General features: G+C 53.2%; 28 protein-coding genes. 14 read left to right on the top strand and 14 right to left on the bottom strand.

Annotation, left to right across the window (positions count from 1 at the left end; all coding sequences use genetic code 11):
- Positions 1-30 precede the first annotated feature (30 nt).
- Positions 31-846, bottom strand: coding sequence for a helix-turn-helix transcriptional regulator (locus FHW17_RS12455; RefSeq protein WP_112526358.1), 816 nt, complete (start codon positions 844-846; stop codon positions 31-33).
- A 209-nt stretch (positions 847-1055) separates the two neighbouring features.
- On the opposite strand from FHW17_RS12455, the gene FHW17_RS12450 reads away from it, so the two are divergent.
- Positions 1056-1526: a hypothetical protein gene (locus FHW17_RS12450; protein ID WP_112526360.1), complete on the top strand. Its 471-nt coding sequence runs from the start codon at positions 1056-1058 to the stop codon at positions 1524-1526.
- 518 nt (positions 1527-2044) lie between these two features.
- Positions 2045-2542 (top strand): PaaI family thioesterase, encoded by a 498-nt coding sequence (locus tag FHW17_RS12445; protein ID WP_112526362.1) that lies wholly within the window; start codon positions 2045-2047, stop codon positions 2540-2542.
- A gap of 11 nt (positions 2543-2553) precedes the next feature.
- Here the strand turns inward: FHW17_RS12445 and sctT are convergent, their stop codons facing one another.
- The 12 genes from sctT to FHW17_RS12385 are packed head-to-tail and all read right to left on the bottom strand — an operon-like array spanning position 2554 to position 10409.
- Positions 2554-3375 carry a type III secretion system export apparatus subunit SctT gene (gene sctT / locus FHW17_RS12440; protein ID WP_113095921.1) on the bottom strand — a complete coding sequence of 274 codons (822 nt, stop codon included), beginning with the start codon at positions 3373-3375 and terminating at the stop codon, positions 2554-2556.
- Between the two features lie 8 nt (positions 3376-3383).
- Positions 3384-3650, bottom strand: coding sequence for a type III secretion system export apparatus subunit SctS (gene sctS, locus FHW17_RS12435; protein WP_112526366.1), 267 nt, complete (start codon positions 3648-3650; stop codon positions 3384-3386).
- Positions 3651-3654: 4 nt separating this feature from the next.
- Positions 3655-4308, bottom strand: a complete 654-nt coding sequence (gene sctR / locus FHW17_RS12430; RefSeq protein ID WP_091882420.1) for a type III secretion system export apparatus subunit SctR — start codon at positions 4306-4308, stop codon at positions 3655-3657.
- A complete protein-coding gene (locus FHW17_RS12425; RefSeq protein ID WP_182510010.1) occupies positions 4301-5350 on the bottom strand; it encodes a FliM/FliN family flagellar motor switch protein in 1050 nt (349 codons plus the stop codon). The genes sctR and FHW17_RS12425 overlap by 8 nt, the downstream gene beginning before the upstream one ends.
- 2 nt (positions 5351-5352) lie before the next feature.
- Positions 5353-5841, bottom strand: coding sequence for a hypothetical protein (locus tag FHW17_RS12420; RefSeq protein ID WP_113095923.1), 489 nt, complete (start codon positions 5839-5841; stop codon positions 5353-5355).
- The gene (locus FHW17_RS12415) at positions 5838-7151 is read right to left on the bottom strand and encodes a FliI/YscN family ATPase (RefSeq protein ID WP_246706819.1); all 1314 of its coding nucleotides are present in this window, start codon (positions 7149-7151) and stop codon (positions 5838-5840) included. Before FHW17_RS12415 ends, FHW17_RS12420 begins: the two co-directional genes overlap by 4 nt.
- Before the next feature lie 29 nt (positions 7152-7180).
- A complete protein-coding gene (gene sctL / locus FHW17_RS12410) occupies positions 7181-7792 on the bottom strand; it encodes a type III secretion system stator protein SctL (RefSeq protein ID WP_182510009.1) in 612 nt (203 codons plus the stop codon).
- The gene (locus tag FHW17_RS12405; protein ID WP_182510008.1) at positions 7789-8439 is read right to left on the bottom strand and encodes a hypothetical protein; all 651 of its coding nucleotides are present in this window, start codon (positions 8437-8439) and stop codon (positions 7789-7791) included. The genes sctL and FHW17_RS12405 overlap by 4 nt, the downstream gene beginning before the upstream one ends.
- The gene (gene sctJ, locus FHW17_RS12400) at positions 8436-9233 is read right to left on the bottom strand and encodes a type III secretion inner membrane ring lipoprotein SctJ (protein WP_113095949.1); all 798 of its coding nucleotides are present in this window, start codon (positions 9231-9233) and stop codon (positions 8436-8438) included. Before sctJ ends, FHW17_RS12405 begins: the two co-directional genes overlap by 4 nt.
- Before the next feature lie 16 nt (positions 9234-9249).
- Positions 9250-9660 (bottom strand): hypothetical protein, encoded by a 411-nt coding sequence (locus tag FHW17_RS12395; RefSeq protein ID WP_112526375.1) that lies wholly within the window; start codon positions 9658-9660, stop codon positions 9250-9252.
- Between the two features lie 35 nt (positions 9661-9695).
- The gene (locus FHW17_RS12390; protein WP_182510007.1) at positions 9696-9881 is read right to left on the bottom strand and encodes a hypothetical protein; all 186 of its coding nucleotides are present in this window, start codon (positions 9879-9881) and stop codon (positions 9696-9698) included.
- Between the two features lie 12 nt (positions 9882-9893).
- Entirely contained in the window at positions 9894-10409 is a 516-nt protein-coding gene (locus FHW17_RS12385) for a type III secretion protein (protein ID WP_182510006.1), read from the bottom strand.
- 515 nt (positions 10410-10924) lie between these two features.
- Here FHW17_RS12385 and FHW17_RS12380 point away from each other — a divergent pair.
- The 7 genes from FHW17_RS12380 (at position 10925) to FHW17_RS12350 (ending at position 16813) form a co-directional block, all read left to right on the top strand.
- Positions 10925-11095: a hypothetical protein gene (locus FHW17_RS12380; RefSeq protein WP_162700357.1), complete on the top strand. Its 171-nt coding sequence runs from the start codon at positions 10925-10927 to the stop codon at positions 11093-11095.
- A 102-nt stretch (positions 11096-11197) separates the two neighbouring features.
- Positions 11198-12103 carry an EscD/YscD/HrpQ family type III secretion system periplasmic domain-containing protein gene (locus FHW17_RS12375; protein ID WP_182510005.1) on the top strand — a complete coding sequence of 302 codons (906 nt, stop codon included), beginning with the start codon at positions 11198-11200 and terminating at the stop codon, positions 12101-12103.
- 19 nt (positions 12104-12122) lie between these two features.
- Entirely contained in the window at positions 12123-12518 is a 396-nt protein-coding gene (locus FHW17_RS12370) for a hypothetical protein (RefSeq protein WP_113095929.1), read from the top strand.
- Entirely contained in the window at positions 12499-12858 is a 360-nt protein-coding gene (locus tag FHW17_RS12365) for a type III secretion protein (RefSeq protein WP_182510004.1), read from the top strand. Before FHW17_RS12370 ends, FHW17_RS12365 begins: the two co-directional genes overlap by 20 nt.
- Positions 12855-14969: a type III secretion system export apparatus subunit SctV gene (sctV, locus tag FHW17_RS12360; protein WP_348643734.1), complete on the top strand. Its 2115-nt coding sequence runs from the start codon at positions 12855-12857 to the stop codon at positions 14967-14969. The genes FHW17_RS12365 and sctV overlap by 4 nt, the downstream gene beginning before the upstream one ends.
- Before the next feature lie 52 nt (positions 14970-15021).
- Entirely contained in the window at positions 15022-16359 is a 1338-nt protein-coding gene (locus tag FHW17_RS12355; protein ID WP_182510003.1) for a type II and III secretion system protein family protein, read from the top strand.
- Between the two features lie 4 nt (positions 16360-16363).
- Positions 16364-16813 (top strand): hypothetical protein, encoded by a 450-nt coding sequence (locus tag FHW17_RS12350; protein ID WP_348643733.1) that lies wholly within the window; start codon positions 16364-16366, stop codon positions 16811-16813.
- Between the two features lie 41 nt (positions 16814-16854).
- On the opposite strand, the gene FHW17_RS12345 is transcribed toward FHW17_RS12350, so the two are convergent.
- The gene (locus tag FHW17_RS12345) at positions 16855-17649 is read right to left on the bottom strand and encodes a tetratricopeptide repeat protein (RefSeq protein ID WP_182510002.1); all 795 of its coding nucleotides are present in this window, start codon (positions 17647-17649) and stop codon (positions 16855-16857) included.
- A gap of 132 nt (positions 17650-17781) precedes the next feature.
- Between FHW17_RS12345 and FHW17_RS12340 the strand changes: the two genes are divergently transcribed.
- From FHW17_RS12340 to FHW17_RS12320, 5 genes are all read left to right on the top strand, one after another.
- Positions 17782-18819 (top strand): EscU/YscU/HrcU family type III secretion system export apparatus switch protein, encoded by a 1038-nt coding sequence (locus FHW17_RS12340; protein WP_182510001.1) that lies wholly within the window; start codon positions 17782-17784, stop codon positions 18817-18819.
- Between the two features lie 108 nt (positions 18820-18927).
- On the top strand, positions 18928-19449 hold the full coding sequence (locus FHW17_RS12335; RefSeq protein WP_348643732.1) for a L,D-transpeptidase: 522 nt from the start codon (positions 18928-18930) through the stop codon (positions 19447-19449).
- A gap of 151 nt (positions 19450-19600) precedes the next feature.
- Positions 19601-19879 carry a metal/formaldehyde-sensitive transcriptional repressor gene (locus FHW17_RS12330; protein WP_112526394.1) on the top strand — a complete coding sequence of 93 codons (279 nt, stop codon included), beginning with the start codon at positions 19601-19603 and terminating at the stop codon, positions 19877-19879.
- On the top strand, positions 19876-20820 hold the full coding sequence (gene dmeF, locus FHW17_RS12325; protein ID WP_112526396.1) for a CDF family Co(II)/Ni(II) efflux transporter DmeF: 945 nt from the start codon (positions 19876-19878) through the stop codon (positions 20818-20820). The genes FHW17_RS12330 and dmeF overlap by 4 nt, the downstream gene beginning before the upstream one ends.
- Before the next feature lie 396 nt (positions 20821-21216).
- On the top strand, positions 21217-23911 hold a 2695-nt coding region (locus FHW17_RS12320), incomplete at its 3' end, for an autotransporter-associated beta strand repeat-containing protein (RefSeq protein ID WP_182510000.1).

The following is a 23911-nucleotide window of genomic DNA, read 5'->3' as shown; positions in this document are numbered from 1 at the left end:
CATTTCCACAATTAACAGGTTCAAGCAGTTTTATTCTGCTTGAACCTTGTTATCGGGAACTGGCGGGCAGTTCGCATAGATAATCTCGCGGGTTTTCTGATCATCCGCGAACCATAATTCGGCCCGCGGGGACGATATTGTGACATCCTGAGGCAAGCCCGGCACGGTCTGTATTGTGAAGAACGACAAAGGACCAAACCGGCTGTTGAAGCGCAATACGAGATGCGTATCCACCGCTTCGCTTACGCGGGATTGGGTTGAGATGTTAAATCGTTTCCATAGGCTTTTTTCAAAACGATCGATCCGAGGGCGTAGATCCGGTGTTACCCATTCCTCCACGCGAAGCTGGTTCAGGAACGCCAAAGCCACACAGACCGGGTCCAGTAGTTGTGACAGCAGGCCATCATCTGCAGTCAGGCAATCGATCATATCAATATGCGCTGCAGCCGCGCCCAAGCGGTTCATATAGTCAGGCATCAGTTCGCTGCACAACCATTTCCCGCCATGATTGATTTCCATGATGTGCCATTCCGGACAGAATATATGCGCTGGCATTGGACTATGCGCTTCGATTGCACCGCGCATACCTCGCAAAGATGGCGATTTCATCATCTGCGGACTGTAGTGCAGCGCGGTATATCCGGCCAAGAGCAGCATTGCGTTTGTTACCGAAACCGGCGCATTGAGTTCGGTCAACCATTTAGTCAACAGAGCCTGGCTCGGCCGGGAGCGGTCCCTTTCGATAAAGCTCACATGTCGCTGTGAAATTCCCAGACGCAGTGCCAGGTCCAATTGTGTAACATTGCTGGTGACGCGTAGTCGCCTCAGTTTATCGCCCAAGTTCATAATGATGTCCCCTGCGATTAGTCATTCAGATGCTATTGCTCACAACGCTGTGCTGGATCGAAGGTGGTGCAACCGATGAAACGCCTTATTTTCCCCATCGTTTGAGAGATATGACTTTTTGTGAACGGTCCCATGCACCGGAAGCATTGGCTTATTAACTAATATGTTTTATGTTTATCTCAAACACTTGGGGTAGCTGGTATATCGAAATGTCGAACGCGAAAGTACTAATTAACACACAATCACTCACAATCGAGCTTGAAGGGGAAGATGAGTTCGTCAGAACCTATCTCGACAAGCTCATGCCTATTTTGGAGCGGTCAAAATTCGGCGAAGACGGCCATGCTGATGGTGAGGCTGGGTTGCGCGAAAATCTGCAGGCGGTTGCCTCTGCCAAGTCTATCGGAACAGCCGGATCTCGAAAGCGCGTAAGATCGGCTCTGGTGTCGGGCGGTTCTTGCCGTGAACGTGTTAAAAAGCTTCGTGAAGACGGTTTCTTTGATAAGCCGCATGGCATCGGCGAAATCGTTAAAGCATTGAACGATCATGGTTATCCACACAGCATCAATCAGGTGGGTGCAGCGCTGTCGACGATGTTTGGCCGCAATGAAATTGAACGCAGCAAGGTCGACAAGAAGTATTCCTATTTCTGGAGTTCGAGCCAGATCAAGGCTGCCTGATAAAAGCTGAACGAACCTTCGCTTACGTGAGACATCTATATTTCAGCCGGGTTCAAATCACATTGAATCCGGTTGTTCGATTATTCCGGCATCAAATCTGTATCTTTTAGCGCCCATGCACATGCTGAAGGCGCTCTTGTGTATTCCGTAATAATTGTGATTCGGACGTACATGCAGCGTTTATAAGAGCTGCAACAGCAATCTTTCATATTCAAAAAAATTGAACGTGTATCATTTCATGACAGTTTTATGGTTGAATACGTTCAAAGTTGTCTCACAAATGTTAAGAGAAATTGTTTTGACCTGGACGTGGAGCAACACTATCGTCTAATGGCCAAATCGTTTTGGAGAGTTTGTCTGGAATTTTTGTTCTCTTGAAAAATGTATCTCACACATAACCTCGCAGGTAATCGCCAAACAGCAACTGCGATGTCATGTTGCCCCTCCCCAAAGGGTGCCACCATACGAATTAGGTGGCATTCCTCGTTGCAGTCACCCTGAAACAGGATTCCAGCCAAATGCGGTCACTTGCCCGAGAATGGATAGACGAAATTCTATTGAGGACACCTTTTGCGCGTAGTCTTGGCATCATATTCCTTTCCGCTCATGGTGATGCCGTAAAGATGAGACTCCCGGTTCAGGGAGATGTAACCCAATTGCCAAACAACGTTCATAGCGGCGCAATCGCCGCCTTGATCGAAGTTGCCGGATCGGCAGCGGCGGTATTGGGGGCCGGGAATCTTTCTATCGCCGGTTGTGCGACAACCCAGCTGAACATCACGTTTCTATCGCTGGGTGATAGCCGCTATCTTGATGCAAATGCGACCATAGTGCATCGCACTGGCACTCAGGCTGTCGTGGATGTGACCATAATAAGTGATGACGGTCGCCCGATTGCCAAAGCAACAACCGTTTGCCGCATCTTCGAAAAACGCGCTGCGGTGCCAGTGCCGCCGGTCTCGTTTTTCAGGCCCTTTGTTGTCAAGAACGCGGCTGATCAACAAAACGCCCGGTAGAGATTCTGCGTTTATCGCTTGTTATCGGGCTTGATCTCAAAAAAAGTGTCGACGTTTTGACGTAACCGGCCAAGCTCGGTTTGCATCTGCGGGATGAGAAAAACAGCGTATAGTGCGATCAGCAAAGCAAATATCAGGTTCTTGACTGCCATTGACAGATCGAAAACATGAAGCTGCGGTGCCATGCGCGAGAGAAAGGCCAACATCAGATCCGCGATCAATAGGGCGAGGACGATGGGCCCAATCTGAACGAGCGCCATCTGCATCATACCATTCACGGTTCCGATAAAGAGCGGCAGGGTCGCCCCTGTGAGAACAGGCACGAAGTCGGTCACGGGCCATATCCGATAACTGTTATAGAAACTGTCCAGCAGGACCAGAAAACCACCCGACGAAAAGAAGAGAACGATCACGGCAAGAGCAAAGAATGTTCCGGTGATACTGGTTTCTGTTACCGCTTGCGGGTCGAGAAGTTGAGCAGCGGTAGACCCGCGTTGCAAGTCGATGAGATCTCCGGCAATTTCTGCCGCCCAGAACGGAATGCTGAACAGGAAGCCAATGGCAAAACCGATGATGAATTCCTTGAGCATCATCGCGCCCAACCACGGGATGGTCATGGGAGGCCGGCTGGCGAGAGTCCGCATCACCTCAGGAATAACCGGCACGCAAATGGCCAGCGCAACACCGGATCGTATTGGCCCTGTGATGCCTAGCCGCACAAATATGGGTGAGATAGTCATAAGGCCAAAACCGCGCGCCATCGCAATCGACGTCGCCAGAAGTATGGCGTAGCCAGCTTCGAACAATGGCAGCGTGATCATCTGCTGTTCCATCAGCGCACTCAACGCGTCATGGCGGGGAACTCATCAAGGACGCGACTGGCCAGGGACGTGACCTGCACCCCGAGCGCCGGGCCAGCCACAATCAGAACCAGCATAACCGCCACGAGTTTAACCGTTTGCGGCAGCGTCTGATCCTGAATTTGCGTCAAAGCCTGAAGCAGGCCGACGCTGATGCCTATGACGATAGCCACGATCAATGCCGGCGCTGAAACCATAAGAACGGTGAGCAGCGCAGTTTGCATCTGTGCGAGAAAGGCAGTCTGCATATTTTCACCTGTAACTGAGAATGAGTCCGTGCATGAGCCGTGACCAGCCATCGACGGAAACGAAAAGGAATATCTTGAGCGGGATGGAGATCAGGGTAGGGGATACCATCATCATACCCATTGCCATGAGAACATTGGACACGATGAGGTCGATGACCAGAAAGGGGATGTAAAGCAGGAACCCGATCTGGAATGCGCGGGACAATTCCGAGCTTACAAATGAGGGTACGAGAACGACCAGATCGTCAGGCTTTACGTTCGCCCGTGCTTCTTCCGACCATATACCTTCGGTGGATTGCAGGAAGAACTGTCGTTCGCTGTCTGTGGAATAACGCGCCAGATGTTCCTGCAGCGGGCCGCGCACAACATTGGCGGCGCGGGTTATGCCTTCAACATTGCTAAGATCAATCGATTGCGTTTCCGCTGCCCGGTAAATATTGCCCACCAGCGGCGCCGTGACATAGACGGTCAGGATAAGCGCAATGCCATATAGCACCAGATTGGGTGGCGATTGCTGGATGCCCAGCGCGTTGCGCACGAGAAAAAGGACAATGGAGATTTTAAGAAAACCGGTCATTGTCACAATGGCGAGAGGAATGAATCCAATCGATGTAACGAGCAGCAGAATTGGTAGGATATTGCCCTGAAGGTCAGTCATTTGCGCCCAGCTGCAAGATGCGAACGCCGAGACCTTCACCCAGCCGTACAATATCGCCTCGGCCGATCTTGCTGCCATTGGCGAGGATAGAGACCGCGCCCTCGCTGATCGCTGCTACGGGCACAATGCTGCCTTCGGCAAGCTCCTTCACCTCGCGCAGCGACATATCAGTGCGCGCGAGTTCGAATATGACGCGAACAGAAAGATTATCGATCGCTCCTTCATCCATTGCCGTTCCCCTTTCAACGAAAATTTCATTGCCCTCTGGCCGCGAGATTGTGGCCGTGCTCCAGCCGCTGGTCAGCACGGCCCCTTGTTCTGATTGGATGCAGCGGGCCTGAAGCTGGCCTGCACAAAGTGCATATAGCTCCCCCGGTGTGCCGCCCTCGCTCATGATTGTATCGCCCGGCTGCAGGGCGGAGATTTCCGCGACGCTGAGGGTCTGTGCGCCTGCCAGCAACTGGATGGGAACCGGCAAGTCCTTCAAATCGAGAGGCGCGTGCGAGGAAAGTCCATCCCAAGCCTTGCTGATGAGTTTGCTTGCCTCTGGATTCAGCACAAGCCTTACAATCCCTTCGAACGAAGAAAGTGCGACATTAAGATCAAGCTTGATGTCCGCCGCATGCAGATTTGCATCTGCAACAAACTGTATTGGCTTCAACACGGCAGCTTCAAACGGAGAAAGCAGGTCTTCAAGAACTGCTTCAATCAGAATCGCCTGATGAAGGCTCGACAGGCCATGGAACGAGCCCGGTTTGCACAATCCATCCATCAACTCTTCAACAAGGCTACCGGGCAAATCCAGTTGAAAATTCCAGATTCCCGCGGAAACGACAAAGCTGCGCGACGTATCACTCGTCACCCAGGGGCGGCCTGATAGCCCGACGGATAGTGGTCTGCCACGCACTTCAGTCATTAGCGGCTGACGGCGCCGATAAAGTGCATTGTGTGCGAGCAATGCTGCGGGTGAGACGGTCGGAAAGGGCTGATGATCAACCGTCAGATCGGGCTGCTGTGCTGTGTTTCTTTTGCTCCGCGGCATGATCAGGCCCGCCCTGCGTTGAGAGGGGAGCTGTGGAAATCGTCGCGATCCTCATCTTCCATTTCCGCTCGTAAAAGCGCCTCCGCGCTCATCTCCTGCTGAAAAGCCGCCTCCAATTGTTCGAGCGACTTCTGCCGGGCAAGATAGTCCGCTGACCTTTTTTCAAGATCGACCCGCATTTGATCGAGATAGGCGCTTGCCCGCGAATGGGCATTGGCGCTCTCGGCAAGTTGGCGATCCATGTCCTGAATGTCCTGATGATATCGTTCAAGCGTCGCCTGACTGACCGTATTGCCTGTCATATTCCGCCTGTTTTCATCATCGCGCGCATTCAGCTCTGCTGCGAGTTCGAGCATATTGTTATGAGCCTTGAGCTTCTGTGATTCAGCGTCGTTGACATGTCTCTGTTGGACGGACAGAGCATTGATGGCGATCTGCAGGCGCATTTTTCGCAGCCGGACAAGCTTTTCAAATCTCTGCCGGTTTTTCAATTTGCAAGCTCCCACATCCTGTCCAAGGTGTCATTGAACGTCGAATGTTCATGGCTTTCCTGCCGCAGGAAATCAGTAATGGCCTGATGTTTCTCAACGGCCTTATCCGTGACCGGGTCTGATCCCGCCTTGTATTCATTGACGCGAAGCAGCAGTTCAACTTCTTCGTAGCGAGCCATCATTTCGCGGATTGCGGTAGCGCTGGCCTTGTGCGTTTCACCGGCAACAGCGTCCATCAATCGGCTGCGGCTGCGCAGAATATCGATCGCGGGAAAATGGTTTTTCTCAGCCAGTTGGCTGCTCAATGATATGTGGCCATCGAGAATGGCTTTCACCTCTTCTGCAACCGGATCGAGTGTCTCATCGCCCTCGGTCAGCACCGTATAAAGTCCGGTGATCGATCCGCCAACGCCAGGCCCTGAACGTTCCAGCAGCCGGGGAAGGGCGGCAAACAATGATGGAGGATAGGCTCGTCTTGTACCCGGTTCGCCCGCGGCCAGTCCGATTTCACGCTGCGCACGGGCAAAGCGTGTAACGCTGTCCATGAGCAGCAATACGTCTTTGCCTTCATCTCGAAAATATTCGGCGATTGCTGTGGCGCAATGCGCAGCCTTGACGCGCTCGATTGCGGGCCGGTCGGATGTGGCAACAACAGTCACCGCGCGTTTTCTGCCTTCGACACCCAACTGGACGTCGATAAATTCACGCACTTCCCGACCACGCTCGCCAATCAGTGCGATGACGACGACATCGGCCTTTGTCCCCCGGACAATGCTTGAGATCAGGGACGATTTCCCGGCACCCGGCGCGCCAAAAATACCAATGCGTTGACCGCGCGCGACTGTCAGAAGCCCATCTATCGCCCGTATTCCCAGTTGCAGCGGATCGCGAACCAGATCTCGATGCAGAGCATTCACTGGTTCAGCGAGGGTTGGATAGAGCGCCAAAATGTCCGTTTCTGCTTCGGGATCGTGGCTGTTGTCGCTGACGATCTCGCCAAGCGCATTGACCACACAGCCCAAAAGGCCGGGTCCGACAGGAACCTGCATGATGCTACCGGTAGGGATGACCTCGGCACGCGTGGACATGCCCGCTATATCGCCAATGGGACTGAGAACGGCCTCATCATTATCGAAACCGATGACCTCGGCGGGAATGGTTCGACCGGATACGGGATCGCGGATTTCGCATAATTCGCCAATCCGTACCATGGGCAATGAAGCATGGATGATGACACCCGTAATCCGGCGCACGCGTCCGTGAACCTGCAGCGGATGCGCACTGATCGCTGCCTTCTGAAAACGGTTCATGAGTCGGCTGAGATCACTTTGCATGAATGTCAGACCGCTCCGAATTCGGCTTCATCGCGTGCGGCGATCAAAGCCTGACGAATGATGGACAACTGCGCATCAAGACCAGCATTGACCACGGCACTTGGAGAGACAATCAGACAGCTCTTATTGTCCAGCCGGGGATCGCCGGTGATTCTGACAGGCAAGCCTTTTTCCAGACCGGTCGATATCTCATGCAGAATTCTTCCCACATCCTTCTCAAGTTCAGGCGCGACATAGATGGTGAGGGAGCGTTCGTAGCGCAGAAGCTCAATGGCATTGCTTGCAAGCTTGGCAATAACAGCCGGATTGTCGATCTCGCCAATCAGCTGCTCAACCACGGACAGACTGAGATCGATAACCTGTTCCTGCAATGCTTGAAGATCACGGTCGACTTTGGTTGTAGTCTCGGCAACGAGGATTGCTGCATCAAGTTCACCCTGATGCAGGCCCTGCCGGTAACCTTCTGCCTTGCTTTCATCGAAGGCAGCCTGTGCCGCGCTGCGGATTGCAGCCGCTTCCTTTCGCGCTGCTTCAAGCATTTCCTGCGCGTCAGTCCACAGTGCCGTGTCGCGCGCTGATACAATCCGAGCCACGGGGGTTCTGGGTGAATCCATCATGCGGCGGCCTTATCGCTGACTGAGTGCGATGGATGCCGCACTATAGCGAGGGCTCGCTTCCCGGCATCGCCACGATGTGCTGGTTGTATCTCTTCATCCGAAGGATATTTCAGGCGGAACCATTCATTGATGTATGCAGGCATGGTTTCGCGCCAGGTAGAGAGACAGGCTTGGCCATCTCGCCGCATGGCAGCGAGCAAGGCATCTGGATCGGTTATGACGTCTCCCGAAATTGCCAGATGCCGGTTTGCGAGTGCAAGACTGTAAACCTCTTGTCCCAAAGTCTCCCGCAACCTGTGAACCGCTGCCGACTGAATGATCTGGGCGAGTGAATTTGCCAGAAACATCGCACCAAAGCGCAGCTCATAGCCTTTGACATCCTCGATGGGCATCAGCAATAGCTGCAGGTCCGGTCCTTCCATAGTGAGTTGAACAGGCAAGGCAGGCAGTCCAAAATGCTCGCGGATCAGGCGCCGTGTATTGTGACCGATACGTTGCGCGTTGCGCAGAAACTCAATGCCTTCAGGCAGGAGAATACCGTCAAAACATTCCAGCAAACGGCTGGGATGAATAAATCTGACGGTATGGTTGAAATAGGTGTCCCAAACGGGCGTGGTTTCCGGACTGCCGGGCTTAGACACTGTCATTGTGTCTTTCCATTTCTGACAATATCGGCAGGTTCAAGGGCGTAGGTTACCGGTACCCGGCGTTGCCAGAGCAGAAATCCGATCGCGCCCAGCAGAGCCAGAACAAGCGCCCCAACAGCCGCAGCAATCCAGAACACACGGCTTTCACTGTCTTTCGTCAACCACAGACCCATATATTCCCGCACCTCAAGTGCAGGAGGAACTTCGCGCGTCTTCTGCGGCGCTGCGACCGGGATAACCGAGACTTTTTCATAGCTCAGTCCAGCAATGCCGTTTGCAACAAGGGTTTTGATCTGGGGGATCAATGCATTGATATTGAGCGACGGTTCATGCCGGATAAAAACAGATGCCGATGCTGGTGCCGCAAAACGATTGAGTGGATCATTGTCAGCCAGAACAACATGAACACGAGCGGAAAGAACCCCGTCAATTTCCGAAACCGTGCGGGACAGCTCTTCACTCAGGGCATAAATCATCTGCGCCCGTTCCTGAACCGGTGAGGCGACAAGACCTTCCTTTTTAAACACGCTGCCTATAGTGGCGAACTCGGCCTTCGGCAGACCGTTTTCTGCGAGCAGCGTTACCGCTTCGGCAAACTGGTCCTCATCGACGACGACGGTCAGTTTCCCATCCTTCTGCGGCTTGCGGGTTGCGGAAATCCCATGCGTCAACAGCGTAGCCACAATCTGATTGGCTTCACGCTGATCAAGATTGGTATAGAGATCCGATTTACAGGCCTGCAGGAAACATACGGCGACGAGCGCCAGAACCATGCGTTGGAACTTATGCATCATGGGATTGCTATTGACCTCAACCACCGCCGCGTGTCGTTTCACGAACACTTGTGGTCAACTGAACAGGCACATTTGCGATCATGTGTTGGCGCTGCATCAGATCAAACGACATGGTGAGCCCCTGTATGAGGTTTCCCATCTTGTCCTTGCTCAGCGAAGACTGATCTTTGGGCTGACCAGCGGTTGCTGCAGTTCCATCACCGGATGCGAAGAAGCGTTGAACCTCTACCCGTCCGCTTTCAAGCCGGTCAGCAACTGTCTTGAATGCAGTGCCGAGACTGCGGCCAACATCGACAGGGCTGGCACCATGGGGCATCGACTGAATAGTTGTTGCGACATGCTCATAGATATTCTGCTGATTGGCCGAGATCGGCTCGACAAGCTGGTGCTGCGAAACGCCGCTGACCGGAGCAATTTGAGTGACCATTGGAGAGTACCTCGTTGATGGGTTACGGCTGATACTTATTCGGACGAATTGGCTTCGCTCATTTGATCACCCGCAATATCCATGATGAACTGGGTGAACATCGACGTGGCGCCCGAGATCATTGAGTCCTGCAACGCCTCTTCGAATTGCTTCTGCGCCGCATCATCCGCAGGAGATGTTGCCTGCTGCGGAGTAACCGCTGTTGTCCGTTCTACAGTCATGTTTGAATCTCCTCAGTTTGTCGTTTTGGGCGACGTGTTGGCGGGCTTTGATCCCTGGTTATCCACGCGTTTGCGGGCGGACTGTAGTTCAACGGTTTCATCAACTGTTGAACCGCGTCCACGAAACACGCGCACTCTCGGATCGTCGTCAGCTGCAGGGGGAGGCTGGATGGTTGAGATAACCTCCCTTGTTACTTCGATATAGGATGGCGGCCCGGAGACACGCAGCGCCGCGGCATTCTTGCTGTAGTTGATCGAGAAACGCTCGTCGTACAGCTTCATACGTTTCATTTCACTCAGCACGACATCACCAGTGAGTCGCCCCAGCTCGATGACCTGCGTCTTGAATTCATCACTGGGGCTGACGTGAAGAATCGCGCCGTCGAAATACCAGTTCAGGCCATTGCCTTCGGCGAGTTCATCGAGAAATTGCCCAGCCGTCTGCGCTTTGATCTGTCCACGGATTTGGCCACGTACCTGACCATCAAGCACAACGGGAAATCCAAGATTTCGGCCAAATTCCTTCATGGCTCCTGGCAAGTCCTGATTGATCAACACATAATTATAAGGTCTGCTTGTCCATTCCGGGAGCGCAGCTGCGACTGACACGCCTGATATTACTATCACTGCGGCGAGTGCCGTCAGGAAAGCGGAATGACCCAAATAGGCGATATTTTCTCCCACGCTTTCACATCCCGGTTCAGCAAACTCACCGTTGAAGGATTACAATTGTGAGTATTCACTGTCAATGTTATTGTGATGCATCTGTGATGCGTTTGAAACCTCATATAAGCGCCGCGATATTATCTGTACTGGATAAGAAACATGTTGTAAAACAATGCATTAATGAGAGATCGGTTCATTTTCTCAATGCCGCCTTGTAATATTTGTAAGACAAAAGAGTGATTGGTAAGTGCGATCTCCTTTCTGTAATATTGCCAACATATGAGTATGCTGTTAGTTGTGAGTTAGCACTGATTTGTGCTTTAACAAGGCTCGCAGTGTCGAGCTGATGGTTAATTGAAACGCAAAAGGGATTCATCATGGCTCAGTCAGGTTCCGTAAACGCTTCCTCATCATCCACCAACTTCGACAGCAATCTTGCTTCCCTGAAGGAAGCATTTGATCGCATCCAGAAAGAAGCAACGCAGACAAAGCTTGCTACAATGGATGGTCAGAGCGTTCTGGATATCGCCAAGGCAAAAATTGGCTAACTTCTACCGGAGAGCGGATGGCCCCAAGCCGTCCGCTCTCTTTTTTCTTTGCGCGCGCCATGGGGCGCGAGTGCTGGCGACCACAACAAATGCAGGTTTCACATGATGTTGATGAAGCAAATTTCTGGCGCCACAAGTGAATTGACGTTGAATGTTCTTGATGGTGTCCATCGCGGCGTAACCGTTCCCATTTCCACTGACGATTGCGAGATCGGCTCGTCAACGGATTGTGACCTCTTTCTGAGTGACAGCTCGATAGAGAGTCGGCACTTTTCTATTCGCCGTGCCGGAGCAATGGTGGTTATCGGCGCCCATGGCGGCGAAGTGATCATTAATGACCGCACAAAACTTGATGTCGGTAAGGGAATGCGCACCAAGCTTCCCGTGAAAATCTCGGCTGGCGGTGTCTCCATGGTTCTGGATGGTCCAGCCAATGCGCGGCATAGTCTGCAGCCCTATCTTCAACCTTTGCGCAAAGTCGGGTTGTTCGGTGGTTGCGTGGCGCTGTTGGGCCTGTCGATCGCACTCGTTCAGGCTGGTGTTGCCAGCAATCTTGATGGTGGTCGTACGAGTTCGACAATTGCCGCTGCATCGCAGGTTGTTCCCGATGTTTCGGCTGCGGCTGATCCCCAGCAGGTGCTCAACCAGATGCTGGCGGACAATGGCCTTAGTGCTCTGGATGTTCAGTGGGATGGCTCGCGTGTCCATGTGGACGGCGCAGTTGACCAGGAGCAGATGAAGAAATGGGCTGATGTCCAGTACAGATTTGACAGCCAGTATGGCAGCCACAACGTCGTGTCGAGCAGCGTGCATGAAGTGGCGAAGAAGATTCAACCAAAGTTCAAATTGCAGGCGATCTGGTTTGGAGAAAAGCCCTACGCAATTGCAGCTGACGGTTCGCGTCTCTACACGGGCGCCGCGCTGGAGGATGGTTGGATCATCAAGGAGATCGGGGCTGACAGGCTTGTCGTCAAGCGCAATGTCGAAGAATTTACATTGACATTCTAACGGGCGGGGAGAGAGGCCAATGGCGCTTGATCTGCGTCGTACAGAAGGGCGGGAGCGGGCGGAACGGCTGTTGCCGACTGTTGGTGATCGTGCCGGCGCGAATGCAGCAACGGATGTTCAGTCTTTTGAGGCAGCGCTGCGCAGCACGAAGCTTTTCAACGAACGCGGGAAGAATGCAAACCGCAAGCGTACGGACAAATTTTCGCGGGTTGATACATCTGCAATCGGCAAGCTGAAGGGCTTCCACAGCGAAGAAATGCTTCTGCACATTCTGGAACATGTCTTGCCCGTTCTCGAACTTGGGCCGGAAATTGCCGCCATCGCAGCGGAGTTGATGCAGGAAGAAATTGATAAATGCCGGGATGTGAACGGTCGAATTGCAGAGGTAAAGTCCGTTGAACTTCAGCGAGCGTGAAAGCGCCGAATATCTTCATACTTTAGGTCGGCTCTATTGGCGGGCAGGAAATCTGGATCGCGGTCTGGTATTCCTGCTGCTTGCAGCGCGTATTGCGCCTGACGATGTGACCATTCTCAAGACGCTTGCCGTGGTGTTCATCGAACAGGGCGCGGCCGCCCGCGCACTGACGACCATCGATCGCATTGCAGGACTGGGTGAGGAGTTTGAGCTGGAATTGGCAGCGCTGGAGAGCCGCGCCTTGTGGACGGCGGGCCAGTATCAGGAAGCCCGTGAAACGTTCTCCGACTTCATGACCAAGAGATCCTCATCCTCGACTGCTCCGGCAGGATCGCGATGATGAAGATACTTCTGCAGTTGAACCAATTGGCCCGCATGGCGGCAAAGCGCACCGATCTGGTCGTGGCCATCATGGTGCTATTGGCAATCAGCATGATGATCCTGCCTTTGCCAACCGTAATGGTCGATGTATTGATCGGGATCAATCTCGCTTTCAGCTTGATGGTGCTGATCGTTGCTTTCTATATTTCCAAGCCTGTGGAGTTCTCGGCGCTGCCATCTGTGGTCTTGCTGGGAACATTGTTTCGCCTGTCTCTTACCATCACGACAACGCGTCTTATCCTGCTGCAGGCGGACGCTGGCGATGTGGTCAATACATTCGGGAATTTTGTCGTGGGCGGCGAGATTGTCGTTGGCCTCGTTGTCTTCCTCGTGATCACCGTTGCCCAGTTCGTGGTCATCACCAAAGGCGCGGAACGCGTGGCGGAGGTGGCCGCGCGTTTCACACTTGACGCGTTGCCGGGCAAGCAGATCAGTATCGACAATGAAGTGCGCAATGGCGACATAGACGCGGCTGAAGCCAAGGTCAAACGGCAGAATCTCGAACGGGAAAACCAATTTTATGGCGCCATGGACGGCGCTATGAAATTCATCAAGGGCGATGCCATTGCCGGTATTATCATTATCGGTATCAATTTGATCGGTGGCCTCAGCATTGGTATCTGGCAGCGTGGACTGTCCTTTGGCGAGGCGGCTCATACCTATTCGCTGCTGACTGTCGGTGACGGTCTGATTGCCCAGATACCGGCGCTGCTTGTCTCCGTCGCTTCGGGCGCAGTCGTAACGCGCGTTGCTTCGCACGGTAATCAGGATCTGGGAACCGAAATCATTGGCCAGCTTGGTGCCGATCCGCGCGCGATCTCTCTCGCCGCCGTCATCCTTTTCCTGCTTGCCTTTGTCCCAGGCATGCCCGTGACTGTTTTTCTGTCCCTTGCAGCCGTGGCTGGCGGCTTGGCATTCATGCGTAAGCGTCAGATCAAGGCTGAAAATGCAGTCTTTGCGCTCGAAAATGAAAGCAGGGAAGTGGAACCTGCGGCACCGGAACCATCGCGTGAAACCATGTCGCGACTGGCAGTCTGGCTTGGTGAGGACCTTGGCAAGGCGATTTCAGCCGAAAAGTTCAACTCGGGTGCCGATACAATCAAGCGCCGTATCTTCATTGATCTCGGCATCAATATTCCGCAGGCCCAGCTCTGGCCGACCGAAGATGGCGACAAGAACGATTTCCGCATTGATCTTGAGGGTGTGCCGATTGTCGAGGGTGCGATCGAACCCGAGCATCTGCTTGTTCTGGATTCAGCGACAGATCTGGATTTGATGAGCATAGACTATGAGGATGCGGGATCGCTTATAGGCCGCAGATCGACCTATTGGGTTCACAAGCAGCACGAGCAGCAGCTCATTGATGCGGGCATAACATTTCACGCTCCTGATGCTGTTCTTCTTGAAATCATGTTCCACGCCTTGCGGCGCTATGCTTCGCATTTTGCCGGCATTCAGGAAACAAAAGCCCTGCTTGCCGCTTGCGAAAGCCAATACGGGGAATTGGTGAAGGAAGCGGTTGAAGTCTCTTCGGTGCAGAAGATTTCCGAGGTTTTGCGCCGTCTTGTCGAGGAAGATGTGCCTATCACCAATATGCGGGCCATCCTTGAAACGATCGTGGAAAATGCACCGCAAGTCGAAAATGCTCATCAGATGGCGGAACTTGTTCGGGGCGGTCTGGCACGACAAATCAGCCATCGCCGTGCCGAGAAAAACCGGATCATTCCGGTGTTTATTCTGACACGGCAGATTGAGGAAGCGATCCGGACGGCGTTGAGACAAGGCAACTATATACAGGACGATGTGTTGAAGCCGCTCATTGATCAGATCAGCGCGCTCCTGAATTCCGGCGACCCGATGTTGAAGCGTTCGGTGCTGACATCGATTGATATTCGCAGGCAGATTTACAGCGTTCTTGCAGGCCAGAATGTCGATATCCCGGTGCTTTCCTATCAAGAGATCGCCTCTGAATTCAATGTGCAATCACTGGCAACTATCGCACTGCCTGCACCGGAAAAACCTTCTTCGCTGAAGGCTGAACGCAATGACCAGACGGAAACAGCCGGATAGTCCGGCATGCAAGGTCGGGGGACCCAGAATAGTGAAATATCTGATACTCAATATGAAACGGTCCTTTGGCTGGCGGCGCGGCATGATGCTGTGTGCTCTGCTTCTGGGCGCAATATCGATGATCTTCATGGACGGAACTGCGTTCTCGCAAACAATCAGCGTGGATGCGATGACCGGTCAGCCGTTGAAACTCATACAGGGGCAGGGTGTCATTATCCGCTTTGACCAGCCCGTTGAGTCAGTCTTTGTTGCTGACACCCAGATAGCCGATGTTCGCGTCGTCTCCCCCGGAGCAATCTACGTGTTCGGTTCAGCTGTCGGTACCACCAACCTCATTGCGCTCAATGCGGACCAGAGTTTGCGCGGGACGATGAAGCTTATTATTTCAGGCAATACCGACCCTGCAAAACAGTCGATGAAGACGTTGCAGCCCAACACGATCATCGATGTAAAGCTCTTTGGTGAAAAGACGGTTGCGACGGGTAAAGCCCGGTCGGTCGGCGAAGCGGTGGATACGGAATCGGTCATTCAGTCTTATGCAAAGCCCGGCAACCCTCCTGTCAACAATACCACAATACAGGGTGCCAATCAGGTCAATATCCGCGTGCGATTTGCGGAAGTTTCGCGCAATTCGCTCGAACGTTATGGATTGAACTGGAGCGCCTTGATTGATAGCGGCTCATTCTCATTTGGCATCGTAAAGGGTAGCCCTCTTGCGACGGTTCCCGGTGGCATCAATGCGCATCTTGGTACAGGGAATGTGAATGTTGATGTTCTGCTGGACGCCCTGCAGAACAACGGCATTTTGACGGTTCTCGCGGAGCCGAATATCACAGCGGTAACAGGTCAGACTGCGAGTTTCCTCGCCGGTGGTGAAGTTCCGATTCCAGTCCCAGCTGGCGACCGGCAAATCGGTATTGAATACAAGCAATTTGGTGTCTCGCTGCAATTCACGCCGGCGCTTCTTCCCAACAACCGCATTTCGCTGCAGGTAAAACCCGAGGTTAGCACGATCTCGGCTGCCACGGGTGTCTCCATAGGCGGTATCAGTGTGCCGGGTTTCAAGGTTCGCAGGGCCGATACAACCGTCGAAATTGGCAGTGGTCAGACATTTGCCATAGCAGGTCTGTTTCAACGGGAAGAGACGCGGGAACTGGAAAAAACGCCTATTCTTGGCGACGTTCCGATCCTTGGAAGCCTGTTCAAATCGAAAAAGTTTCAACGCAATGAGACCGAGCTTGTCATTCTCATAACGCCCTATCTGGTTCAGCCACGATCCGACAGGTCGCTGAAAACGCCGCTCGACAGTCCAAGTGGTGCGTTGTCTGCGCCGGTTGCCAAGAAACGGCAGGTAGCGAAAAAAGGATACGGGTTCTATGTGGGAGATTAAGAATATGAAAATGAGCCCACGCCAGATCCTTCATTTTGCCGGGCTGTGCGCCCTCTTGGGTGTGGGTGGTTGCCAGACCCAGCCTGAACCCTATTCCCCCAATTATCACTATGTTTCCACGGGCCCTGTTGCGGCAGGCAGCAAAGGCAAGATCGTGCGCAAGGGGTATGACAGGCCGGGTGAGAAAGGTTATGCCGCCGAGGGCAGAATGCTTGTTCCAGACGCATGTACTACCCCTGACAATACGCCGGATGCGCTGTATCTGCCTTCAGGTTGCGCCAATAATCTCAATCTACAACTGATGGCGGAAAAAGAGGGCGATCTGGTACGTGGTCGAGATATGGGGCCGGCCATGGCAGCGCCCGTTGCGCGGGCAGCCAAGCGCATAATCGAGGGTGATGAGCGCGTTGGAAGCAAGCCAGCGGAGTCCACCACCAATCTTGGGGGAAACTGATTTCAGGCAGGTTCCGCTTTACGCAGAACCTGCTATGCGCATCAGCCGGAAGCGATCACACCGATCGCTTTGGCGCGGGATGCGGGATCTTTGATTGTCACAGCATTGGCAGCCTGACGAAGGATGGTTTCCTTGCCTGCTGCTGTCATCTCAGGAACATTGACCGCGCGGGCTTCGTCGGTACGGCCTGACATACGCAAGATAACCGCGTAATTGATAAGCTGGCGTCTTTCCACCAATGGCGAATTGACCACTTCCTGCATTGTCGAGGTGGCAACGGGGAACTTTCCGCCAATTGCCTGTGCCAATGCGAGATTAGTGCGCGTGTCGAGCTTGCCGGGTTCGATTGCGAGCGCCTTGTTGAAAGCGCTTTCCGCATTTTCTGTTTGACCGAGCAGGATATAGGCTGTGCCCAGCTTGTTATAGATTCTGCCTGTTGGCTTCTGCGTTGCAGCCGCGGTAAGCGAGCGAATGGCACCCTGCGCATCGCCGCTCTGCAACTGTATTGAACCCAACCCCGTCAATGCTTCACTGTTATTGGGGTTTGCAGTCAGGATGCTGCGATAAACCGTTTCGGCGCCTCCGAAATCATCCGCAGCCTCACGCGCCTTTGCCAAGCGCAACTGGATGGCCGGATCTGTCGAGGATGTTGCTGCGCGTTCGTAAAGCGCAAGCGCTGTTCCCTTGTCGCCACGCTTCTCGACATCGGCAGCAAGTTTCATCAACCGGGCTTGATCGGTCATTTGCGGAGTTGGTTTTTCGGGTGTGGTATTACAACCGGACAGCGCGAGCAGTACCCCGCCATATGCCAAAGCATTCGCCCAACGTAGTGCCATGCGACTCTCCCCCGCGAATATTCACAGCTAACTCAATAGCGCATATGATATCAATTTCACAAGTTTCATAATTCGTTTTGTGAGCGTTGCCGTTTGTGGCACAAGTGACGGACTGAAATGCGGATATGAGCAGTGACAGACACCAGTGAAGAAAAAAACCTGCCGGCGTCAGACAAGAAAATTGATGATGCGCGCGAGAAGGGACAGGTAGCGCACAGCACGGACATGGTATCGGGAGCGACATTGCTGGGTGGAATCGTGTTTCTTTCCAGCATATTGGCATCGCTGCAATTTCGCGCTGAATCAATGTTCGAGGAAGCTGCGCGATTTTATGAACAACCGTTTGCAGATGTGTTGTACCGAATGACCCGGATAGCCATTGGCGGCTTCCTTACATCCGTACTGCCTATCCTCATCATCACAATTGCCATCATCATAGTTACAAATGCGGCCATTACCGGTGGTTTTGTGTTCTCGACAGACCCGTTGAAGCCGGATTTCAGCCGGATCAGTCCTACGACGGGTTTCAAGCGGATATTCTCCCTGAAAAGCGTCGTGGAATTTCTGAAGGGCATCGTGAAGATATCATGCCTCGGCGTGGCTTTTATCATTGTGTTCCGGTCCGGGCTGGAAGCTCTGTTTCAATCGCCTTCCTGTGGTGGCGCATGCACGCAGGAAACCTTCTGGGCGATGGTTCGCCCGCTGGCGATAACGACGATCATTGCCTTTTTGATCGTTGGTGCCATTGATGTTGTGCTGCAACGCTGGTTGTTCCTGCGTGAAATGCAGATGACGCAAAGTGAGCTTAAGCGCGAGCGCAAGGACATTGAAGGCGATCCTGCAGTGCAACGTGAGCGGCTGGCAGAGCGGCGCGCCACAAGTGCGGTGAGAGTTGGCCTCAAACACAGTTCACTTCTTATCATAAGCCGTGATCGCCTCGTGATAGGTGTGCGCTATGTGGCGGGAGAGACACCTGTGCCCGTACTGACCTGCCGTTCTACAGCAGACAATTATCACGTCATGCTTGCCCGGGCTCAGGCGCTGGCCATTCCGATGTATGAGGATGAAGAACTCGCACAGGATCTTGAAGCTGTCAGCATCGGAACGCCTGTTCCTGAACGCAGATTTAGCGCCGTTGCCAATTATCTGGTGGCGGCCAAGGTGATTTGAATTAACGACAGCCGGAGGCATCTCTTGTTATCATTCAGATATTTTGCATTTCTTGCCGCTTCCATACTTCTGTTTGGGATGCAGTCTGCACATGCACAGAACCAACCAGTGGATGCCATTTCACCTGAATACCGTGATTTTCTGTTTGGCGAATCCGGATCGAACTCCGCGCAGCGGTCGCATCGCTCAACTAAAGTAGCGTCCCCGAAATACGTCACATATACGGGCAATGAAGCTGCTGGAACGATCATTATCGACACGCGGAAGATGTCGCTTCTGTTTGTGCTTGGAGGCAGGGCGCTGCTTTATCCAATTGGTGTTGGCCGCGAGGGTTTCGCATGGCACGGTGTTGAACAGGTGAGCCGCAAGGCGGAATGGCCAAGTTGGACCCCACCAGCCGATATGCTGAAGAGACGCCCGGATTTGCCCGTTTCAATGTCTGGCGGGCCTGACAATCCGCTTGGATCACGGGCAATTTATCTCGGTCAAACTCTTTATCGAATTCACGGTACGAATGAGCCGGAAACCATCGGAACAACATCGTCATCAGGATGTTTCCGGATGCTGAACAGCCACGTCAATGATTTGTATGGGCGGGTCAAAATTGGCGCAAAAGTTGTGGTGATGTGAGGCTGAGACAGAGCCCATACCCCTCATACATCTAAACAGTTTTACCGGCGCGGAATGAACCCGGCGCGGTTGATTTGTTACCGCTCTGCGCAACGGCTGGCTGGCGCGCCCATCTTGCATGAAAGCAAAATATAGGGTAGGGGGGTATGTTATGAGTCATACAACTGCAGAAAAGACCAAACTGATCGCTCGCATCCGTCGCCTGAAAGGGCAAATGGAGGCTGTTGAGCGCGGTCTGGAAGCGGAGGTGCCGTGCGGCGAAATCCTGAACCTCGTCGCTTCCGTGCGGGGGGCAGTGAATGGCCTGATGGGCGAACTCATCGAAGACCACATTCGGATGCATGTGGTCGATCCGGACAAAGACCGGGATGCCGGGAGGGCGCAAGGGGCCGCCGAACTTATTGATGTTGTGAGGAAATATCTCAAATGACACAGAACCAGTCTACGCATTCTGCGTCAGGCTCGCACGATCATGTGTTCCTTGGTGACAATCATGCGCGTAATGAGCGCCGGACATGGCTTGTCATCATCCTGACGACAGTAATGATGGTTGCAGAAATTATTGCAGGCACAATCTATGGCTCGATGGCATTGGTCGCTGATGGCTGGCATATGTCCACTCATGCGGCAGCTATGCTGATTGCAGCACTGGCCTATCTCTACGCAAGGAAACATGCCCGCAATCCGCGTTTTACCTTTGGAACCGGGAAATTCGGTGATTTGGCTGCGTTTGCCAGCGCCGTGGTTCTTGCCCTTATCGCCATACTGATCGGCTGGGAGAGTTTCCTGCGACTGACCAATCCGATCCCGATCAATTTCCCGCAGGCGATATCTATCGCCGTTGTTGGTCTTGCCGTTAATCTGATCTGCGCCTGGCTTTTGCGGGATGATCATGCGCATCACGGGCACCATGGCCACGACCATGATCACCATCACACCCATGCGCATGATAATAATCTGCAAGCGGCATATGTGCATGTGCTGGCTGACGCGCTGACCTCTGTATTGGCAATCGGCGCGCTTACGGCGGGAAGTCTCTATGGATGGCTCTGGCTTGATCCAGCAATTGGTATTGTTGGTGCTCTCGTCATCGCTAACTGGTCGTGGGGCCTCATCCGCAACGCGGGCGGTGTTCTGCTTGATTATGTTCCGTCAAACGAGGATTTACCGGAAGAAATTCGCACAGCCATTGAACTGGAAGGCGATGTCATCACGGACCTTCACGTGTGGCAGCTTGGACCGGGTCATCACGGAGCGATTGTATCAATCATAAGCGATCACCCGGAAGCGCCGTCTTCCTATCGCGCAAAACTGTCGCATATTCATGATCTGTCGCATGTGACGGTCGAAGTTGAGCAGAAAGCGGCTTGAATTAGCGCCGGTTGAAGTGATTTTGGATCAACCGGTACTCGCGTCAAATAGGTCACAGGATCAAGACGCCAGAAACGCTCTGGCAACGTACTCAAAGGGTGTTTCGTAGCAGGCACCCAATATAGTGCGATCCGCTTGCGCCAAAGCTGACAAAATTATCTTCCCGATATTCCCTGTCATTCCAGAGGGTTGGTTTGTTCGACGCTGTTTGCGTTGATCAAATGACAGGAAAGCGAGACTCTCCGCAAGAAATGTTGTTAAACTGACATATGCATCGTCTAATGTTTGAAAAATAACATTTTGAATTCGTCAATTTGACATTGATCGTAAGGCGGGGGCTACATCATGCAAAAGCAGCAGAAGCGGAATAGCACACTGACAACATTGAGGATTGGAATGGCTAGCGGTGCCATTGCAGTCTTCGCCTGCGGGGTTTCATCCCCGGCATCGGCACAGGATGCGAACACAAAAAATTACTCTGTGAAGTTCATGGCCTTTAATATCTGGAATCTTGGGGCCAACTCGAAAATTTGGGACCCGGCGCAAAAACAGGCCGGTAATCTTGTCTACACCGATGCGATGAAGCAACTGCTTCGCAGCGTGGCACCGGATGTGCTCGTGCTCCCGGAATTGAATAATAACGGAAGCGCTACGTTCAAAGGTACAAGTGTCGCTGATTGGTTCGCGCAGAACACGCTTGACGTGATGAACAGCGGACCACGAAAGCAAGACAGCTTCGTCACCGCTCAGAAAAATCCGGATGAAGGCGCGAAGGGCAGCGGCAGCATCTTTTCATCCGTTGCCTTTCAAAATTTGCCCGGAGACTCGGTCAGGATCAATCCGGGTAACGGCTTTCCAACCGCGATCGTCAACAGCGTCCATCTGAACTATTACGACGAGTCGACAAACCGGATAAGGCAATCAAAGGAACTCAACATTGCCGCTGCTGCCAGCCCCATTCCAACAGTCATCCTCGGTGACTTCAATGCGGGCGATATATCCGAGCGCGGGTTGAACAGGAAAGAGCAGCAGCTGCTGGTCATCAAAGCGGCTGGCGGAAACAGCTTTTATAAAAAGCTCGCTAACGAATATCTGGCGCTAGCTGATACAGCAAAATATCGTCAGACAATTCAGGATGCATTTCCCGGCAAAAACATTGATTCATTATCGTGGGCGCAGTGGGGGACGGCTCTGGAGACAGCCATGAAGGCTGGAAAAGATACCGGCCTGCAGGATGAAACCTATCCTGTTGCCGACAATCTGCCAGTGACGATGAATATTCTGAAAAAGCAGTATCAGCTTTTCCAGTTGGAGCGGAACAGGGAGCAGTTTCAGCCAAGCCGGGTGGGGGATGAACGTGCCACCTGGACCAGCGATGGCGAAGATGCAACCAATACATGGGCCAGCTGGGATCGCGTCACCATTGATCATATCATGATGTCGCGGCCGTTCGCGAAATGGACCGAGATTGGCGATACGGGTAAATCCACCGGCAATCTTTCCGGTAGCGCCCGCCTGCCATCGGGAGGCTCTTTGTCCGATCACGAACCTGTGGCACAGGATTTGCGCTGGATTGGGCCGCAGCTCGAAAATTATACCGATAGTGCAGGAGAAAAAACCCGGCTCGTCTGGGGCTCTGGTGCTTATAATTTTGCCGGGCGAAACAAGGAATTTTATCTAACCCGCAACAATAATCGCAACGATGTTTATCTCGGCCAGATTGCCGATGCTGATGGCAATCCTATACTCACTGGCCTGACACTCGCTGAAAAGAAGACGCTGCTGAATTGCAAAAGCACAGATGCCCGTTTCCAACAGGCGATCAAGGACTATTGCATCGACGATCATTCATTCATTGGCGAAACGCTCGTTACCGATGGTGGCACTGTTATTGTAGATGAAGATGCGGCTTTGGGGGGACGTCAGGCCAAACTCAGGCTTGCCTATGGTGGCCTTCGAGTGGTTGGTCAATCCATGCACAATCTGGACCGCGCTGTATCTTTGGAACAGCCGAGCTGGATTGATATATCCGATGCCGGCAATAGTGTATCCGTGGATCAGGGCGTGACGGGTGCTGGCAGCCTGACAAAACTCGGTGATGGAACTTTGGTCTTTGCCAGTGCCAACAGCTACACGGGCGGGACATTTGTCGAGAAAGGCACCCTGAAATCAGGCGTTGCCGGTGGGTTCGTCAATGGTACCAACTATCAGGTCAATGGCGGCAGTCTTGACCTCAATAATTACAGCCTGTCGATGTCGTCGCTATCGGGTCAGGGCGGAAGCATTAAGCTTGGCAGCGCGTCACTTGGTGTGAACCAGACGATCAACACCCGCTATAATGGCAATATTGACGGTACCGGCAATCTGACCAAATCGGGTGATGGCTGGCTGGTCCTCAACGGACAGAACAGCTATAGCGGCTCAACCTTGATCAACGGCGGCGGGTTGGTCATCGGTGACGCTGATCATCCGGGCGCCAAGCTTACGGGCAATGTAACTGTCGGCGCAGGTTCGACCCTTGGCGGCATTGGGACAATCGGCGGTTTGACCGTAGCAAGCGGCGGTACGATTGCTCCGGGAAATTCGATTGGCACGCTGTCTGTTGCGGGCAATGTCAGCCTCGGTGCTGGTTCCACCTATCGCGTTGAGATTGATCCTGCTGGAGCAAGCGACAGGATTGCGGCAAGCGGATCGGCTGTTATCGCGGGTGCCAATGTGGATGTGGTCAAAGTCTTGGGCAACTACATGCCGGGACGTCGTTATACCATTTTGAGTGCAGATGGCGGCATTACCGGCACTTTTGGAAACCTCAGCCAGAATATGCCGTTTGTTGACCTTGGTCTCGCCTATGACCCCCGTACTGTTTATCTCGATATTGCCCGCAATAAAGTCCTGTTTCCCTCGGTTGGCGTAACAGCCAATCAGCGGATGACGGCAGCAGCGGTCGAAACACTGGGCGGCGGCAACGCTGTTTATGACGCTGTTGTTCTACAGGCGAGCGCCGATGAAGCGCGTGCTGCATTTGGCCGGTTGTCGGGTGAGGCACATGCCTCGACCAAGACAGCACTGGTCAATAGCAGCCAGTTGTTGC

Origin of the sequence: Phyllobacterium sp. P30BS-XVII (assembly GCF_014138335.1) — a bacterium.
Classification (GTDB): domain Bacteria; phylum Pseudomonadota; class Alphaproteobacteria; order Rhizobiales; family Rhizobiaceae; genus Phyllobacterium; species Phyllobacterium meliloti.
The sequence above is the reverse complement of the archived record's forward strand: the minus strand, read 5'-3'. Positions and strand labels throughout refer to the sequence as shown.

What these genes read in the sequence shown, in the direction of transcription:
- FHW17_RS12455 (WP_112526358.1), bottom strand. Translation starts at nt 846, where the DNA reads ATGAACTTGGGCGATAAACTGAGGCGACTACGCGTCACCAGCAATGTT.
- FHW17_RS12450 (WP_112526360.1), top strand. Translation starts at nt 1,056, where the DNA reads ATGTCGAACGCGAAAGTACTAATTAACACACAATCACTCACAATCGAG.
- FHW17_RS12445 (WP_112526362.1), top strand. Translation starts at nt 2,045, where the DNA reads ATGCGGTCACTTGCCCGAGAATGGATAGACGAAATTCTATTGAGGACA.
- sctT (WP_113095921.1), bottom strand. Translation starts at nt 3,375, where the DNA reads ATGGAACAGCAGATGATCACGCTGCCATTGTTCGAAGCTGGCTACGCC.
- sctS (WP_112526366.1), bottom strand. Translation starts at nt 3,650, where the DNA reads ATGCAGACTGCCTTTCTCGCACAGATGCAAACTGCGCTGCTCACCGTT.
- sctR (WP_091882420.1), bottom strand. Translation starts at nt 4,308, where the DNA reads ATGACTGACCTTCAGGGCAATATCCTACCAATTCTGCTGCTCGTTACA.
- FHW17_RS12425 (WP_182510010.1), bottom strand. Translation starts at nt 5,350, where the DNA reads ATGCCGCGGAGCAAAAGAAACACAGCACAGCAGCCCGATCTGACGGTT.
- FHW17_RS12415 (WP_246706819.1), bottom strand. Translation starts at nt 7,151, where the DNA reads ATGAACCGTTTTCAGAAGGCAGCGATCAGTGCGCATCCGCTGCAGGTT.
- sctL (WP_182510009.1), bottom strand. Translation starts at nt 7,792, where the DNA reads ATGATGGATTCACCCAGAACCCCCGTGGCTCGGATTGTATCAGCGCGC.
- FHW17_RS12405 (WP_182510008.1), bottom strand. Translation starts at nt 8,439, where the DNA reads ATGACAGTGTCTAAGCCCGGCAGTCCGGAAACCACGCCCGTTTGGGAC.
- sctJ (WP_113095949.1), bottom strand. Translation starts at nt 9,233, where the DNA reads ATGATGCATAAGTTCCAACGCATGGTTCTGGCGCTCGTCGCCGTATGT.
- FHW17_RS12395 (WP_112526375.1), bottom strand. Translation starts at nt 9,660, where the DNA reads ATGGTCACTCAAATTGCTCCGGTCAGCGGCGTTTCGCAGCACCAGCTT.
- FHW17_RS12390 (WP_182510007.1), bottom strand. Translation starts at nt 9,881, where the DNA reads ATGACTGTAGAACGGACAACAGCGGTTACTCCGCAGCAGGCAACATCT.
- FHW17_RS12385 (WP_182510006.1), bottom strand. Translation starts at nt 10,409, where the DNA reads ATGAAGGAATTTGGCCGAAATCTTGGATTTCCCGTTGTGCTTGATGGT.
- FHW17_RS12380 (WP_162700357.1), top strand. Translation starts at nt 10,925, where the DNA reads ATGGCTCAGTCAGGTTCCGTAAACGCTTCCTCATCATCCACCAACTTC.
- FHW17_RS12375 (WP_182510005.1), top strand. Translation starts at nt 11,198, where the DNA reads ATGATGTTGATGAAGCAAATTTCTGGCGCCACAAGTGAATTGACGTTG.
- FHW17_RS12370 (WP_113095929.1), top strand. Translation starts at nt 12,123, where the DNA reads ATGGCGCTTGATCTGCGTCGTACAGAAGGGCGGGAGCGGGCGGAACGG.
- sctV (WP_348643734.1), top strand. Translation starts at nt 12,855, where the DNA reads ATGATGAAGATACTTCTGCAGTTGAACCAATTGGCCCGCATGGCGGCA.
- FHW17_RS12355 (WP_182510003.1), top strand. Translation starts at nt 15,022, where the DNA reads ATGAAACGGTCCTTTGGCTGGCGGCGCGGCATGATGCTGTGTGCTCTG.
- FHW17_RS12350 (WP_348643733.1), top strand. Translation starts at nt 16,364, where the DNA reads ATGAAAATGAGCCCACGCCAGATCCTTCATTTTGCCGGGCTGTGCGCC.
- FHW17_RS12345 (WP_182510002.1), bottom strand. Translation starts at nt 17,649, where the DNA reads ATGGCACTACGTTGGGCGAATGCTTTGGCATATGGCGGGGTACTGCTC.
- FHW17_RS12330 (WP_112526394.1), top strand. Translation starts at nt 19,601, where the DNA reads ATGAGTCATACAACTGCAGAAAAGACCAAACTGATCGCTCGCATCCGT.
- dmeF (WP_112526396.1), top strand. Translation starts at nt 19,876, where the DNA reads ATGACACAGAACCAGTCTACGCATTCTGCGTCAGGCTCGCACGATCAT.